Source organism: Pseudomonas sp. Lb2C2 (genome assembly GCF_052112205.1).
In the GTDB taxonomy this organism is placed as follows: Bacteria; Pseudomonadota; Gammaproteobacteria; order Pseudomonadales; family Pseudomonadaceae; genus Aquipseudomonas; species Aquipseudomonas kilonensis.
The window spans coordinates 589,271-604,163 of sequence record NZ_JAUTYW010000003.1; the positions used below are offsets into that span (position 1 = coordinate 589,271).

General features: G+C 63.0%; 19 protein-coding genes. 5 read left to right on the forward strand and 14 right to left on the reverse strand.

Annotation, left to right across the window (positions count from 1 at the left end; translation table 11 throughout):
* Window positions 1–12: 12 nt before the first annotated feature.
* From metW to Q7F16_RS10995, 6 genes are all read right to left on the reverse strand, one after another.
* Window positions 13–633: a methionine biosynthesis protein MetW gene (gene metW / locus Q7F16_RS10970; protein WP_014340677.1), complete on the reverse strand. Its 621-nt coding sequence runs from the start codon at window positions 631–633 to the stop codon at window positions 13–15.
* A 7-nt stretch (window positions 634–640) separates the two neighbouring features.
* Window positions 641–1,780, reverse strand: coding sequence for a homoserine O-succinyltransferase MetX (gene metX / locus Q7F16_RS10975; RefSeq protein WP_409555782.1), 1,140 nt, complete (start codon window positions 1,778–1,780; stop codon window positions 641–643).
* Window positions 1,781–2,026: 246 nt separating this feature from the next.
* Complete coding sequence (locus Q7F16_RS10980) at window positions 2,027–2,320, reverse strand: DUF167 domain-containing protein (RefSeq protein WP_003206488.1); 294 nt, start codon at window positions 2,318–2,320, stop codon at window positions 2,027–2,029.
* 4 nt (window positions 2,321–2,324) lie between these two features.
* A complete protein-coding gene (locus Q7F16_RS10985) occupies window positions 2,325–2,915 on the reverse strand; it encodes a YggT family protein (RefSeq protein WP_014340674.1) in 591 nt (196 codons plus the stop codon).
* A gap of 10 nt (window positions 2,916–2,925) precedes the next feature.
* Window positions 2,926–3,744 (reverse strand): pyrroline-5-carboxylate reductase, encoded by an 819-nt coding sequence (gene proC, locus Q7F16_RS10990; protein ID WP_046063239.1) that lies wholly within the window; start codon window positions 3,742–3,744, stop codon window positions 2,926–2,928.
* 35 nt (window positions 3,745–3,779) lie between these two features.
* Window positions 3,780–4,466 (reverse strand): YggS family pyridoxal phosphate-dependent enzyme, encoded by a 687-nt coding sequence (locus Q7F16_RS10995; RefSeq protein ID WP_046063240.1) that lies wholly within the window; start codon window positions 4,464–4,466, stop codon window positions 3,780–3,782.
* 53 nt (window positions 4,467–4,519) lie between these two features.
* Between Q7F16_RS10995 and Q7F16_RS11000 the strand changes: the two genes are divergently transcribed.
* Window positions 4,520–5,554 carry a type IV pilus twitching motility protein PilT gene (locus tag Q7F16_RS11000; protein WP_014340671.1) on the forward strand — a complete coding sequence of 345 codons (1,035 nt, stop codon included), beginning with the start codon at window positions 4,520–4,522 and terminating at the stop codon, window positions 5,552–5,554.
* Window positions 5,555–5,728: 174 nt separating this feature from the next.
* On the opposite strand, the gene Q7F16_RS11005 is transcribed toward Q7F16_RS11000, so the two are convergent.
* Entirely contained in the window at window positions 5,729–6,340 is a 612-nt protein-coding gene (locus tag Q7F16_RS11005; RefSeq protein WP_079302965.1) for a C40 family peptidase, read from the reverse strand.
* Window positions 6,341–6,589: 249 nt separating this feature from the next.
* On the opposite strand from Q7F16_RS11005, the gene Q7F16_RS11010 reads away from it, so the two are divergent.
* The gene (locus tag Q7F16_RS11010; RefSeq protein ID WP_046063241.1) at window positions 6,590–7,018 is read left to right on the forward strand and encodes an NINE protein; all 429 of its coding nucleotides are present in this window, start codon (window positions 6,590–6,592) and stop codon (window positions 7,016–7,018) included.
* 123 nt (window positions 7,019–7,141) lie between these two features.
* Here the strand turns inward: Q7F16_RS11010 and Q7F16_RS11015 are convergent, their stop codons facing one another.
* From Q7F16_RS11015 to gshB, 7 genes are all read right to left on the reverse strand, one after another.
* Window positions 7,142–8,413, reverse strand: a complete 1,272-nt coding sequence (locus Q7F16_RS11015; RefSeq protein WP_409555783.1) for a dihydroorotase — start codon at window positions 8,411–8,413, stop codon at window positions 7,142–7,144.
* Entirely contained in the window at window positions 8,410–9,414 is a 1,005-nt protein-coding gene (locus Q7F16_RS11020; protein ID WP_003177495.1) for an aspartate carbamoyltransferase catalytic subunit, read from the reverse strand. Before Q7F16_RS11020 ends, Q7F16_RS11015 begins: the two co-directional genes overlap by 4 nt.
* A gap of 24 nt (window positions 9,415–9,438) precedes the next feature.
* Entirely contained in the window at window positions 9,439–9,945 is a 507-nt protein-coding gene (pyrR, locus tag Q7F16_RS11025) for a bifunctional pyr operon transcriptional regulator/uracil phosphoribosyltransferase PyrR (RefSeq protein WP_409555784.1), read from the reverse strand.
* Between the two features lie 84 nt (window positions 9,946–10,029).
* A complete protein-coding gene (gene ruvX / locus Q7F16_RS11030) occupies window positions 10,030–10,467 on the reverse strand; it encodes a Holliday junction resolvase RuvX (RefSeq protein WP_409555785.1) in 438 nt (145 codons plus the stop codon).
* On the reverse strand, window positions 10,467–11,036 hold the full coding sequence (locus Q7F16_RS11035) for a YqgE/AlgH family protein (protein ID WP_079302963.1): 570 nt from the start codon (window positions 11,034–11,036) through the stop codon (window positions 10,467–10,469). Before Q7F16_RS11035 ends, ruvX begins: the two co-directional genes overlap by 1 nt.
* A gap of 210 nt (window positions 11,037–11,246) precedes the next feature.
* Window positions 11,247–12,143, reverse strand: a complete 897-nt coding sequence (locus Q7F16_RS11040; RefSeq protein WP_046063244.1) for an energy transducer TonB — start codon at window positions 12,141–12,143, stop codon at window positions 11,247–11,249.
* A gap of 76 nt (window positions 12,144–12,219) precedes the next feature.
* Window positions 12,220–13,173 carry a glutathione synthase gene (gshB, locus tag Q7F16_RS11045; RefSeq protein WP_409555786.1) on the reverse strand — a complete coding sequence of 318 codons (954 nt, stop codon included), beginning with the start codon at window positions 13,171–13,173 and terminating at the stop codon, window positions 12,220–12,222.
* Between the two features lie 224 nt (window positions 13,174–13,397).
* Here gshB and Q7F16_RS11050 point away from each other — a divergent pair, with 224 nt between their 5' ends.
* Genes Q7F16_RS11050 through Q7F16_RS11060 form a run of 3 tightly spaced genes read left to right on the forward strand, consistent with a single transcriptional unit; the run spans window position 13,398 to window position 14,790 of the window.
* Window positions 13,398–13,826, forward strand: coding sequence for a response regulator (locus Q7F16_RS11050; RefSeq protein ID WP_409555787.1), 429 nt, complete (start codon window positions 13,398–13,400; stop codon window positions 13,824–13,826).
* 48 nt (window positions 13,827–13,874) lie between these two features.
* Window positions 13,875–14,240, forward strand: a complete 366-nt coding sequence (gene pilH / locus Q7F16_RS11055; protein ID WP_003206465.1) for a twitching motility response regulator PilH — start codon at window positions 13,875–13,877, stop codon at window positions 14,238–14,240.
* A 10-nt stretch (window positions 14,241–14,250) separates the two neighbouring features.
* Window positions 14,251–14,790, forward strand: coding sequence for a chemotaxis protein CheW (locus Q7F16_RS11060; RefSeq protein WP_014340665.1), 540 nt, complete (start codon window positions 14,251–14,253; stop codon window positions 14,788–14,790).
* Window positions 14,791–14,893: the final 103 nt, after the last annotated feature.

The window sequence follows — 14,893 nt, forward strand, 5'->3', positions numbered from 1 at the left end:
TGAGGTCGGGGCTCACACCGCGACCTGATGATCGGTAAGGCCTGGGCTGCTGACCCGATAGATGCCTATCTCACCTAACAGATTAGGCCATAGCTTGCTGGCCCACCCGTGGCGGTGCTGCTGGTCGACGGCCAGGCGATCGATGACCTTGGCTTCGCGTTCGCGGCACAGCGCTTCGAAATCCTCGAAGGTGCAGAAGTGGATGTTCGGCGTGTTGTACCAGGTGTAGGGCAGGAAATCCGAGACCGGCATGCGGCCCTTGCTCGCCAGGTACCAGCGGCAACGCCAGTGGCCGAAGTTGGGGAAGGTGATGATGCACTGGCGACCGACCCGCAGCATTTCGTCGAGGATCTTGTCCGGGTAGTGCACCGCTTGCAGGGCCTGGGTCATGACCACGACGTCGAAGCTGTTGCTGGCGAAGTTGCCCAGGCCCTTGTCCAGGTCTTGCTCGATGACGTTGATGCCCTTGGCGACGCACTCGGCGATATTGTCAGGATCGTTTTCCAGGCCGTAGCCGCTGACTTGCTTGTTGTCCCGCAGCCAGGTCAGCAGTTCGCCGTTGCCGCAGCCCAGGTCGAGCACGCGGCTGCCGGCGGGGATCCATTCCTGGATGATGTCCAGATCGGCTCTCATGGCGTCCTCACAGCGTTATACGGTTCATGTAGTTGCCGAACGCCTGCAGGTAGCGCGGGATCGGGATCAAAAAGGCGTCGTGACCCTGGGGCGCGTCGATTTCCAGGTAGCAGACGTCCTTGCGCGCGGCCATCAGCGCGTCCACCAGCTCCCGTGAACGCGCCGGGGAGAAGCGCCAGTCGGTAGTGAACGACATCACGCAGAACTTGGCGGTGGCGTTGGCGAAGGTTTTCGCCAGGTCATCGTCGAAGTTCGCCGCCGGATCGAAGTAGTCCAGCGCTTTGGTCATCAACAGGTACGTGTTGGCGTCAAAGCGCCCGGAGAATTCTTCACCCTGATAACGCAGGTAGCTCTCGACCTGGAACTCGACGCTGTGGAAGTCGTAGTTGAGCTTTTCGCTCTTGAGGCCACGGCCGAATTTCTCGCCCATGGAGTCGTCGGACAGGTAGGTGATGTGCCCGACCATCCGCGCCAGCATCAGCCCGCGCTTGGGGATCACGCCGTGTTCCTGGAACGAGCCGCCGTGGAACTCCGGGTCGGTGAGGATCGCCTGGCGCGCCACTTCGTTGAAGGCGATGTTCTGCGCCGACAGCTTGGGGGCCGAGGCGATTGCCAGGCAGTGGCGCACGCGGTCCGGGTAGGTGATGGTCCACTGCAGGGCCTGCATGCCGCCCAGGCTGCCGCCGATCACGGCTGCCCACTGGCCGATACCGAGGCGGTCGGCCAGGCGTGCCTGGCTGTGAACCCAGTCTTCTACGGTCAGCACCGGGAAATCGGCGCCGAAAGGTTTGCCGGTGTCCGGGTTGAGGCTGCTGGGGCCGGTGGAGCCGTTGCAGCCGCCCAGGTTGTTCAGGCTGACCACGAAGAACTTGCTGGTATCGATGGGCTTGCCCGGGCCGATGCAGCTATCCCACCAGCCGGGCTTGCGGTCGTCGATGCTGTGGTAGCCGGCGGCGTGGTGATGCCCCGACAAGGCGTGGCAAATCAGCACGGCGTTGCTCGCCGTGGCATTGAGGGTGCCGTAGGTTTCGTAGATCAGGTCATAGGCTGGCAACGAACGGCCGCAGGCCAGGGCCAGGGGCTCGCTGAAATGCGCCGTTTGCGGCGTCACCAGACCAACGGAATCGGGGGGAAAGGCAGCTGGCATCGACCCTGCTCGCGTTGAAATGAGGCGTAAGTCTAAAGACCGCTGTGGCAGGCGGCAAGCAAAGGCGCCGTTGATTGTCCGCCGTTGTTTTTGTGGCGAGGGAGCTTGCTCCCGCTGGGGCGCGAAGCGGCCCTGAAAGCGGGGGGCGGGCCTGCCAGCCATTGTGCGTTGCCTGTTTTGGGGCTGCAGCCCAGCGGGAGCAAGCTCCCTCGCCACAGGGTTAACCATGCCCCGATCCAAGCCGGATCAGGTTGGCCTGACGAGGCCCGGCAACTCCGGCAGTTTCTTCGGCGAATGGATGCGCACCCGTTTCTGCCGGTTCAATTCGCCGCTGACCAGGCTGACCTGGCTCTTGGACACGCCAAACGCCTTGGCCAGGAACGCCATCAGGTAAGCGTTGGCCTTGCCCTCGACCGGCGGGGCGGTGAGGCGGATCTTCAGGCGGTCACCGTGCAGCCCGGCGAAATCATCGCTGCGGGCTGCCGGTTGCAGGTGACACTCCAGGATCAGGTCGTCGCCATCCCAGCGAAAGTAGCTCACTGGGTCAGATCAGCAGACGCAGGATTTCCGGCATCATGGTCATCGCCGCCAGGTTGTTGATCACCAGCATGTCGATCAGCTTGAGCACCATGAACGCCAGGATCGGCGAAATATCCAGGCCGCCAAGGTTCGGCAGGATGCGGCGGAACGGCGCCAGGGCCGGCTCGCAGATCTGGTTCACCAGCTCGGCGCCCGGGTTATGGCTGCCCGGCGCGACCCACGACAGGATCACGCTGATGATCATGGCGAAGAAGAAAATCTTCAGGAACAGCGCGGTCACGCCAATGAGCGACCAGATCAGCAGTTGCAGCGGGTTGCCGGTGGTGCCGTAGGTCAGCAGCAGGGTCAGGGCCATCAGCGCCAGTTGCACGAGGATCGCCAGGACCAGCGACGACATGTCCAGGCCGAACAGGCTCGGGATGATCCGGCGCAGCGGCTTGAGCAGCGGCTGGGTGGCCTTGACGATGAACTGGCACAGTGGGTTGTAGAAGTTGGCACGCACCAGTTGCAGCACGAAGCGCAGCAGCACGATCAGCAGGTACAGGCTGCCGAGGGTTTGCAGCACGTAGACCGCTGCAGTGTTCAATCCAATCATGAATGGCTCCTTATTGGCCCAGTTGTTCGGCCATTTCGGCCGAGCGGTGCGCGGCGGCGCCGAGTGCTTTTTCCACCAGGGCTTCGAAGCCCCCGGCCTGGAACGATTTGATGGCCGCTTCGGTGGTGCCGGCCGGCGAGGTGACGCGGCGACGCAGCTCGGCCGCATCGACATCGCTGGACACCGCCATGTGCGCGGCACCGAGGGCGGTCTGCAAGGTCAGCCTGGCGGCGGTTTCCCGGGGCAGGCCGAGTTTCTCGCCGGCGGCGGTCATGGCTTCGATCAGCAGGAAGAAGTACGCCGGGCCCGAGCCGGAGACGGCGGTGACGGCGTCCAGTTGCTGTTCGGTGTCCAGCCACAGTGCCAGGCCGACAGCCGACAGCAGCTCCTCGGCCTGCTGGCGTTGTGCGGCGGACACTTGGGAAGTGGCGAACAGGCCGCTGACGCCCTGGCGCAGCAGTGCCGGGGTATTGGGCATGCAGCGTACGATCGGCTGCTCGCCGAGCCAGTTGTTCATGCTGGCGCACGTGATGCCGGCGGCAATCGACACCACCAGTTGATGAGGCTTGAGACTTGGGCGCAGGGCTTCGCAGACGGTTTTCATCGCCTGCGGCTTGACTGCCAGCACGATGACGTCCGCGCCGTCGATGGCCTGGGCGTTATCGGCGAAGGTTTCGATGCCGTGTTCGCTGCTCACCCGGGTGCGGGTCTCTTCACCCGGATCGCTGGCGCGGATCAAAGAAGCGTCCAGGCCCTTGGCCCGCAGGCCGCCGATCAGGCTGGCGGCCATGTTGCCGGCGCCGATGAAGGCAATACGCGTGTTGCTCATGACAGGTCCTTATAAAGAGATGAGTCGGCCATGTTTCAGGATTGACCGTAGTCGCGGGCACCAAACAGGGCCGTACCGATGCGCACCCAAGTGGCGCCTTGGGCGATGGCTGACTCAAGGTCGTGGCTCATGCCCATGGAAAGGGTGTCCAACGGTAGTGCGAGGCTGGCTTGCAAGCGTTGGACCGCGGCGAAGGCAGCGTCCTGGGCGGCGCGGTCTTCGGTGGGTTCGGGAATCGCCATCAACCCGCGCAGTTTCAGGCGGGGTAGCGCGCTGATGGCGTTGGCCAGGGCGGGCAGGTCCGCCGGGGTGCAGCCGGATTTGCTGGCTTCACCGCTGACGTTGACCTGGATGCAGATGTTCAGCGGCGGTAACTCGGCCGGACGCTGCTCGGACAGGCGCTGTGCAATTTTCAAGCGGTCCACGGAATGCACCCAGTCGAAATGTTCGGCGATAGCGCGCGTCTTGTTCGATTGAATGGGGCCGATGAAGTGCCAGATCAAGGGCAGGTCGGTCAGTTCGAGCTGTTTGCCCAAGGCTTCTTGCAGGTAGTTCTCGCCGAAGTCCCGCAGGCCGGCGGCATAGGCTTCGCGCAGGGCCTGGACGGGTTTGGTCTTGCTCACGGCCAGCAGTTTGACACTGTGTTCGGCACGCTGGGCGGCCTGCTCCGCAGCGCGGATGCGCGAACTAACCTGAGCGATGTTGTCTGCTATCGTGGACATAAAGAAGCGCCAGCGGTGAGGTTCGCGGCATTCTACTGGAATTGAGGAGCGCTATGGATATCACTGAGTTACTGGCGTTCAGCGCCAAGCAGGGCGCGTCGGACCTGCACCTGTCCGCCGGGCTGCCACCGATGATCCGCGTCGATGGCGATGTCAGGCGCATCAACCTGCCAGCACTGGACCACAAGCAGGTTCATGAACTGATCTACGACATCATGAACGACCGGCAACGAGTAGATTACGAAAAGTTTCTGGAGACCGATTTTTCCTTCGACGTGCCGGGCGTGGCGCGGTTCCGGGTCAACGCCTTCAACCAGAATCGCGGCGCAGGGGCAGTGTTCCGCACCATTCCGTCGAAAGTCCTGACCATGGAAGACCTGGGGATGGGCGAGGTGTTTCGCAAGGTGACCGAATCGCCGCGCGGGCTGGTGTTGGTGACCGGGCCGACCGGTTCAGGCAAGTCCACCACCCTGGCGGCCATGATCGACTACTTGAACAGCCACAAGCACCATCACATCCTCACCATCGAAGACCCTATCGAATTCGTGCACGAACCGCGCAAATGCCTGATCAACCAGCGTGAGGTACACCGTGACACCCAGGGTTTTTCCACGGCCCTGCGTTCGGCCCTGCGGGAAGACCCGGACGTGATCCTGGTGGGGGAGATGCGCGACCTGGAAACCATTCGCCTGGCGCTGACCGCTGCGGAAACCGGGCACCTGGTGTTCGGCACCCTGCACACCACGTCGGCGGCCAAGACCATTGACCGGGTGGTGGACGTGTTCCCCGGGGATGAGAAGTCCATGGTTCGCTCGATGTTGTCGGAGTCGTTGCAGGCGGTGATTTCCCAGACGCTGGTCAAGAAAATCGGCGGCGGCCGGATCGCGGCGCATGAAATCATGCTGGGCACCTCGGCTATTCGGAACCTGATCCGTGAAGACAAGGTGGCGCAGATGTACTCGGCGATCCAGACCGGCGGTTCGCTGGGGATGCAGACGCTGGACATGTGCCTGAAGGACTTGGTGAGCAAGGGGCTGATCAGCCGCGAGCATGCGCGGGAGCGGGCGCGTACGCCGGATAACTTCTAGAGGCAGCAGAAAGCACAGCTTTTGTGGCGAGGGAGCTTGCTCCCGCTGGGGCGCGGAGCGGCCCTGAAAGCGGCTGTCTGGAACTGTCTGGGTGACGGTGGCGCCTGGTTTTGGGCCGCTTCGCAGCCCAGCGGGAGCAAGCTCCCTCGCCACAGGGCTGCTGAGTTCTTCAGATCAGCGCTGAACCACGCGCATCGCACCTGGCTCTTTCGGCAGCACACGCTTGGCGACCACGTAGTGACTGTTCCAGTACGGTTTGTTCAAGGTGTCGATGCTCACCGACTTGCCACGGCGCGGGGCGTGGATGAAGCGGTCGTTGCCCAGGTAGATGGCCACGTGGTTGACCCGGCGGCTCTTGAGCTTGAAGAAGATCAGGTCGCCGGGCTTGAGGTCCTTGCGCTCGACTTTCTCGCCATGACCGGCGGCCATGGCGTTGGAGGTGCGCGGCAGGTCGAAGGTGGCGTCGTTGAAGGCGTATTTCACCAAGCCGCTGCAATCGAAACCTTTACTTGGGCTACTGCCGCCCCAACGATAAGGTGTGCCAAGTACATTCACGGCGCGACTCAACACATTGCTGCTCGCTTTGGTCGCCATCGGCGGGACCAGCTTGCTGTTGGCTGTGCTCACGCGCTGGGCACTTGGCTTGTTCTTGCTCAAGGGAGCAGAAACATGGGATTTCGGGGTATAGCCGTTGACGTTGGGAAGGCGTTGCTCACGATTGGTGGCGTGGGCGGCCAGTGGCAATAATAGGCAGATGGTTAGCCATGTCTTGAAAAATGGACGCATTAGGCAAGGCTCTTAAAGGTTAGCGCGCAACTTTATAACAGCTTTTTTTGCGTTTCCGAGGCCGTTTGTCGATTCGAAACGCAGCGCAAAACCCTGCAAAATGCGACAAATTGACCTGATTGTCCGACAGAACCCCTATGCTACGGGGCTTTCGCCGGTTCGTGGCGCCCAGGACCGCTTGTCGGGCAGACACGAAAAAGTCACAAAAAGTCAGAAAAAATTTATCTATCGAGGCAAAAGAGGCCATTCATGAACAGCTATCAGCAGGATGCAATCCGCGATACCCACAGCAAGGTCATTGGGTATCTGCTGTGGATTTTCGGTTTCACCGGTGCCCATCGTTTCTATTACGGCAAGCCGGTCACGGGCACGATCTGGTTCTTCACCTTCGGCCTGCTGGGCATTGGTTGGCTGATCGACTTGTTCCTGATTCCGGCCATGGATCGTGAAGCGGACCTGCGTTTCACTCCGGGGCCTATCGAATACAGCGTGGCGTGGATTCTGCTGACGTTTCTCGGGGTGCTGGGCGTACACCGCATGTACCAGGGCAAATGGCTCAGCGGGATTCTCTACCTGCTGACCGGCGGGTTGTTTTTCCTGGGGGTGCTGTATGACTTCTGGACGCTGAATGATCAGGTCTCGATTCGTAATGCGCAGAAGCGTGGGGCTTTTCAGTAAGACCGGGTCGCCTGTATCGCGAGCAAGCTCGCTCCCACACTGGATCGAGGTGTTCACAAATCATGTGTTCACCAAAGATCCACCTGTGGGAGCGAGCTTGCTCGCGATAGGCGCGTTGCGGTATCAGGCCTGGTGGGTAATCCGCCCATCCATCAGTGTGTAGCGCACCACCCCCGGCAGGCTATGGCCGAGGAACGGGCAGTTGTCACCCTTGGAGCGCCAGGCTTCACCGGCCACGGTGGAGGCGGCAGGGTCGAACAGCACCAGGTCCGCCGCGGCGCCAACCGCGAGTTTTCCCGCCGGCAGTTGCAGCGCCTGGGCCGGGCCGGCGCTCAGGCGTGCGAGCAAGGTCGGCAGGTCCAGCAAACCGTCTTCCACCAGCGTCAAGGCCAGCGGCAGCAGCAGTTCGACGCTGCTGATGCCCGGCTCGGTGGCGCCGAACGGTGCCAGCTTGGCATCGCGCTCATGGGGTTGGTGATGGCTGGAGATGGCCGAGATCACCCCGGACCTCACCGCCTCACGCAGGCCATCGCGGTCGGCGCGGGTGCGCAGCGGCGGCTGGACGTGATAGACGCTGTTGAAATCGATCAGGGCTTCGTCGGTGAGGATCAACTGGTACAGCGCCACATCTGCGGTCACCGGCAAGCCGCGGGCCTGGGCCTGGGCGATCAGTGCCGCACCGCGAGCACTGGTCAACTGGCTGAAGTGGGCACGTACGCCGCTTTGTTCCACCAACAGCAGGTCCCGGGCCAGGGCCACGGTCTCGGCGGTTTCCGGGATGCCCGGCAGACCGAGGAAGCTGGCGGTCGGGCCTTCGTGGGCCAAGCCGCCTTCGGCCAGGTCGTGGTCCTGGGAGTTGAAGATCACCGTCAGGCCGAAGGTCGCCGCGTATTCCAGGGCACGGCACAGGGTGCGGGTGTTGCGGAAACTGTTCAGGCCGTTGCCGAACGCCACGCAACCGGCGTCACGCAGGGCGATGAGTTCGGCCAGTTGCTCGCCGTCCAGGCCCTTGCTCAGTGCGCCAATCGGGAAGACCTTGGTATTGCCGGCCTCGCGGGCGCGGTCGAGGATCAGTTCGGCCACGGCCGAGGTGTCCAGCACCGGTTTGGTCTGCGGCGGGCAGCACAGGCTGGTCACGCCACCGGCAGCGGCGGCCCGGGTTTCGCTGACGATGCTGCCTTTGCGGCTGTAGCCCGGTTCGCGCAGGGCGACGTTCAGGTCCACCAGGCCGGGAGCGGCCACCAAGCCTTGGGCTTCGAGGGTCTCGACCGCGACGAAACCGGCCGGCGCCGCGCCAAGGGCGACGATCTTGCAGGCATCGATATGGATATCAGTCACTTGATCCAGGCCACTGGCTGGATCGATCACGCGTGCGCCGAGAATGCTGAGCTTCACTGGGCGTTCTCCTGGTCGAATTGGCGCTGGGCCGTTTGCCCGCTCATGGCCATGGACAGCACGGCCATGCGGATGGCGATGCCGTAGGTCACCTGGTTGAGAATCACCGAGTGCGGCCCGTCGGCCACCGCCGACTCGATCTCCACGCCGCGGTTGATCGGCCCCGGGTGCATGACGATGGCGTCCGGCTTGGCCCCGGCCAGGCGTGCGGTGGTCAGGCCGAACAGTCGGTAGAACTCGCCCTCGCTGGGCAGCAGGCCGCCGGTCATACGCTCGCGTTGCAGGCGCAGCATGATCACCACGTCCACATCCTTGAGGCCTTCGGTCATGTCGGTGTAGACCTTCACGCCGTATTGCTCGACGCCGATGGGCAGCAGGGTTTTCGGTGCGATCACGCGAATGTCCGGGCAGCCGAGGGTCTTGAGGGCCAGCATGTTGGAGCGCGCCACCCGCGAGTGCAGGATGTCGCCGACGATGGCCACCGACAGGTTTTCGAAGCTGCCCTTGTGCCGACGGATGGTCAGCATGTCCAGCATGCCCTGGGTCGGGTGGGCGTGACGGCCGTCGCCGCCGTTGATGATCGCCACTTGCGGGCAGACGTGTTCGGCAATGAAGTGCGCCGCGCCGGAGTCGCCGTGGCGCACGACGAACATGTCGGCGGCCATGGCTTCTAGGTTGCGCAGGGTGTCGAGCAGGGTTTCACCCTTGCTCGCCGAGGACGTGGACACGTTGAGGGTGATCACGTCCGCCGACAGCCGCTGGGCCGCGAGTTCGAAGGTGGTGCGGGTGCGGGTGGAGTTTTCGAAGAACACGTTGCACACGGTCTTGCCGCGCAGCAACGGGACTTTCTTCACCGCCCGGGCACCGACTTCGAGGAACGAGTCGGCAGTGTCGAGGATTTCCGTCAGCAGCTCGCGGCGCAGGCCGTCGAGGGACAGGAAGTGCCGCAGCTGGCCCTGATCGTTGAGCTGCAGCGGGCGCTTGGTTTCGAGAGGCGTCATCGCGATGGACTCTTACAAGGGCAGTTAAAGGGCAAGGTCTTGCAGTTCGAGTTGCAGCGGCGACGGGCCGGAGAGCTTGACCCGCTCGTGGGCAGCCAGCCTCAGCGTCGCACCGACCACGTTCGGCCGGATCGGCAGCTCGGCGGCGTCCAGGTCCAGCAGGCACACCAGCGTCACGCTGGCCGGGCGGCCGTAGTCGAACAGTTCGTTCATGGCGGCGCGGATGGTCCGGCCACTCATCAGCACGTCGTCGATCAGCACCAGGTGCTGGCCTTCGATCTCGAATGGCAGGGCCGAGGGGCGCACTTGCGGGTGCAGGCCGTTCTGGCTGAAGTCGTCGCGGTAGAAGGACACGTCCAGGGTGCCCAGTGGCGATTGGCTGCCCAGTGCTTCGAGCAAGGCCTGGGCGACCCAGACGCCACCGGTGCGAATACCGATGTAGCGCGGCTCGCTGATGCCGCGGTGTTCCAGGTGTGCCTTGAGACGAATCGCCATCTGGCTGATCAGTTCGGCAGGATTGGGCAGGCTCATGCTGGCTCCTTCAGGTTCCCGGGCCGGTGGTGAATGGCGCGGTCTATCGCTAAGAGAAAGCGCCTTGGCGGCGCTTTCAAAAAATCAGGTTTCGAACAGGGCGGTGTTGGCGTCGAGCCAGCCTTGCAACAGCAGGGCGGCAGCGATGGCGTCCACCGGGTTGTCGCGGTAACTGCCTTTCTGCCCGCCGCGCGCCAGGCGCTCGCCCTTGGCCTCGAAGGTGGTCAGGCGCTCGTCATGGGTATAGAAGGGCAGGTTGTAGCGGCCATTGAGCCGGCGGGCGAATTTTTCGGCGCGCAGGCACATGTCACTGGGCGTGCCGTCCATGTTCAGCGGCAGGCCGACCACCACGGCATCGGGCTTCCACTCCTTGATCAGCGCTTCGACCTGGTTCCAGTCCGGAACGCCATTCTGCGCCTTCAGGGTGCACAACTCGCGGGCCTGGCCGGTAATGACCTGGCCGACCGCTACGCCGATCTGTTTGGTGCCGTAATCGAAGCCCAGCAGCAAGCGCAGGGCCATCAGGCGTGTCCTGCCTGGCTGGTGAGCAGGCTGAGGTTGATCCCCAGCCGGCTGGCCGCCGCTTCCAGGCGCAGTTCGCTGCTGGTGTTGAACAGGATGTCGGCGTCGAACGGGCAGGTCAGCCAGGCGTTGTCGGCCAGTTCGGCTTCCAGTTGCCCGGGTTCCCAACCAGCATAGCCGAGGGCGATCAGGCTCTTTTGCGGGCCGACGCCGTCGGCGATGGCGAACAGCACGTCTTGGGAGGTGGACAGCGACACACCCTCCAGATCCACGGTGGCCTGGTATTTAGGGCCCGACGGGTGGAGCACGAAACCGCGGTCGGTCTGCACCGGGCCGCCGATGAAAATCGGCACGTGCTGGCACAGGAGTGACGGTTCTACGTCGGGGCGCAACTGCTCCAGGATGTCCGCCAGGTTCAGCTCCTGCGGACGATTGATCACCAGCCCCATGGCCCCATTGGCCGTGTGCTCGACGATGTAGGTCAAGGTATGGGCAAAATTCGGATCGGCCATGTGCGGCATGGCAATCAGGAAGTGATGCTTGAGGTAGGTGGGGCTGACGTTTTTCATAGGCGCTAGTGTGGCGGGGCAGGGGCGAACTGACAAGCCAGGAAATACCTGAGACTGTCACCAATCCCCTGTGGGAGCGAGCTTTGTGGGAGCAAAGCTTGCTCGCGATCCAGGCGCTGCGGTCCTCAAGAGACCGCGGCGTTTTCATCGCGGGCAAGCCTTGCTCCCACACAGCCCGCTCCCACAAGTCCCTGCCATCATCGATGCGGCTCAGTTACTGGAAAGCCGATCACCCCGGGCGAACTTCCAGGTGCGGATGATTTCCAGCCGGTCGATGTCCGACAGATCCCCGGTAAACGGCGCGAACGGTGCGGCCAGGCGCACGATCCGTTGGGCGGCCTGGTCCAAAAGCGGCTGGCCGGAGGATTCGAGCACCAGCACTTCATACAGCGAGCCGTCACGGTTGATCGAGACCATTAGTCGCAGGTTGCCGTAGATCTGTTTGCGCCGCGCTTCGTCGGGATAGTTGAGATTGCCGATGCGCTCGACCTTCTTGCGCCATTCATCCTTGTACCAGGCACCCTTGTCGCGCATGGTCGAGGCGGCGCTCAGGCGGTGGATACGCGGGCGCTTGGCATAGAGCTGTTGCTCCTGGGCCAGTTCGGCTTCCAGGCTGGCGATGTCGCTGGACAACTGCGAGCTATCGAAGGTGGGTTCGGGGGCCTTGGGTTTGGGATCAGGCTTGACCTCCTCCTTGACCGGGGCCTTTTTTGGCTTCGGCGCCACGGTGGTCACGGCTGCCTTGGGCGCCGTCTCCTGCACTTCGGGCTTGGCGGCTGGCGGCGGGGTGACTTTCTGCACCTGGGTATCCTGGAACGGCGCGATCTCGGTGGTCTTGGGGATCGCCTTTTTTTCCAGGGTGCCGCTGCCTTGCTGGTTTTCCTGGGCGAGGAAGTCGGCCTTCTTGGGCTTGGTCTCGCTCTTGAAGGTGGCCAGGGTGATTTCCAGGGTCTGGCTGATCTGCTTGGGCTCGACCGTGGCAAAGCCGACGCCCAGCAGCAGGGCCAGGTGGATCAACGCCGCCAGGAACAGGGTAAAACCGAGGCGATCGGCCGGGCGCACGCCACGATGGGCGAGCTCTTGGGGCAGATCGGACGGGAGTGTCATGACAAGGAAACCAACATCGCGTTTTTTTCAGGCCGGGCATGATAACGCAATGTGGGTTTCCTTCAGCAGATCTGGATCAACGAGCCTTGAGCTTCTGATCGATGGCATCCATCAGCATGCCGCCGATGTCGGTGCCAAAGGCATTGTCGATCTCGCGGATGCAGGTCGGGCTGGTGACGTTGATTTCCGTCAGGTGCTCGCCGATTACGTCCAGGCCTACGAACAGCAGGCCTTTTTCGCGCAGGGTCGGGCCGACCTGGGCGGCGATCCAGCGATCCTTGTCGGTCAACGGACGCGCCTCGCCACGCCCGCCAGCCGCCAGGTTGCCGCGGGTTTCGCCGGCTGCCGGGATGCGCGCCAGGCAATAGTCCACCGGTTCGCCGTCGATCATCAGGATGCGTTTGTCGCCATCGACGATGGCCGGCAGGTAACCCTGGATCATGATCTGCTGCTTGCCGTGCAAGGTCAGGGTTTCCAGGATCACCGAGAGGTTCGGGTGGCCGGCGGTGTGCCGGAAGATCGAGGAGCCGCCCATGCCGTCCAGGGGCTTGAGGATCACGTCGCCGTGATGGTCGGCAAATTCGCGCAACACGTCCGGGCGACGGCTGACGATGGTCGGCGGCGTGCACTGCGGGAACAGCGTGGCGAACAGCTTTTCGTTGCAGTCGCGCAGGCTCTGGGGCTTGTTGACCACCAGCACACCGGCGTTTTCAGCCTGTTCCAGCAGGTAGGTGGAGTACACGAACTCCATGTCGAATGGCGGATCCTTGCGCATCAGGATCACGTCCAGGTCGCTGAGCAGCGCGTCGTTCTCGGTGCCCAGCTCAAACCACTTCTCGGGGTGGGCGAAGACTTTCAGCGGTTTCATCCGCGCCCGAGCCTGGCCTTCGGCCTGGTAGAGGTCGCGCTGCTCCATGTAGAACAGCTCCCAGCCGCGCTTCTGAGCGGCCAGCAGCATGGCCAGCGAGCTATCCTTTTTATAGGAAATGCTGGCGATAGGGTCCATGACAATGCCGACGCGTACGCTCATGGCTTGGTTCCTCGAAATGTGATGGGCACATATTGGTGCGAAAAAGTGGCGTCAGAGTGGCGCCCGGAAGATTGGCGGTCAAGGAAAAACCACCGCGCCGAGCGGCCGATAGATCGGCGATGGAGACTGTGCTAAAAAGGCTGCCATGTGACGTGCGGGCCTTGAACATCAAGGGTTTGCGCTGTCGATCACACTTACGCGTTAAAAACCGGTTCGCAGTGGCAATGGCAGAGCATCTCACGCAGCAGCAACCCAGCGTCTTGAAGGTCATGGTCATCGACGACTCGAAGACCATCCGCCGCACCGCCGAAACCTTGCTGCGCAACGTGGGCTGCGAGGTGATCACGGCCGTCGATGGCTTCGATGCCCTGGCCAAGATCGCCGACCATCATCCGGGCATCATTTTTGTCGACATCATGATGCCGCGCCTGGATGGCTACCAGACCTGTGCCCTGATCAAGAACAACAGCGCGTTCAAGGCCACGCCGGTGATCATGCTGTCGTCCCGCGACGGGTTGTTCGACAAGGCCAAGGGACGCATCGTCGGTTCCGATCAGTTTTTGACCAAGCCGTTCAGCAAGGAAGAACTGCTGGGGGCGATACAGGCCCATGTCCCGGGCTTTGCCGCTGTCCAGCCGCACCAGGCACATTAATGACACTTGGCCAACGGGCCTGGGGTCAACAAGAAAATGGGGAACACCATGGCACGAGTTCTGATCGTCGATGATTCGCCGACTGAAATGTACAAACTGACCGGCATGCTGGAAAAGCACGGCCATCAGGTCCTGAAGGCCGAGAATGGCGCCGATGGCGTGGCCCTGGCCCGCCAGGAAAAACCCGATGCGGTGCTGATGGACATCGTCATGCCCGGCCTCAACGGTTTCCAGGCCACGCGCCAGTTGACCAAGGACCCGGACACCGGCCACATCCCCGTGATCATCATCACCACCAAGGACCAGGACACCGACAAGGTCTGGGGGACGCGCCAAGGGGCGAAGGACTACCTGACCAAACCGGTGGACGAAGAAACCCTGATCGCGACCCTGAACAAAGTGCTGGCTGGCTGACGGCGCGGCCATGAGCCAATCCCTGACCGCATTCGAACTGCTGCTGCAGATCGACCGGCGCTGCCGGTTGCTGGGGGCGGACCTGCCCTCCCAGCCGACCCATCGCGCCGGTTGGAGCGGCATCGGCTTTCGCTTGGGCGAGCACTGGTACGTGGCGCCGATGGGCGAAGTCAGCGAAGTGCTGCACGAACCACGTCACACGCATTTGCCCGGGGTCAAGCCGTGGGTGCGTGGAGTGGCTAACCTGCGCGGGCGCTTGTTGCCGTTGATGGACTTGTGCGGGTTCTTTGGCCACGAGCTGTCGAGCGTTCGCAAGCAGCGGCGCGTGTTGGTGGTGGATCACGACGAGGTGTTCGCCGGGTTGTTGGTGGACGAGGTCCTCGGGCTGCAGCATTTTGCCCAGGACAGCCTGGAACCGACGCTGGTGGACGACCTCGACGGCCCGGAAGCGGCCTTCGTCAAGGGCCGGTTTGGCGGCGAGCGCGAGTGGCAAGTGTTCAGCCCGTTTGCCCTGGCGCGGTCGCCGGGGTTCATGGATGTGGCGATTTAACGAGATGCAGCGCAGGCCCCTTGTGGGAGCGAGCCGGTGGGAGCAAAGCTTGCTCGCGATGGCGGTGCCTCGGTTGGCGAGAAAACTGTGTCGTTCTCATCGC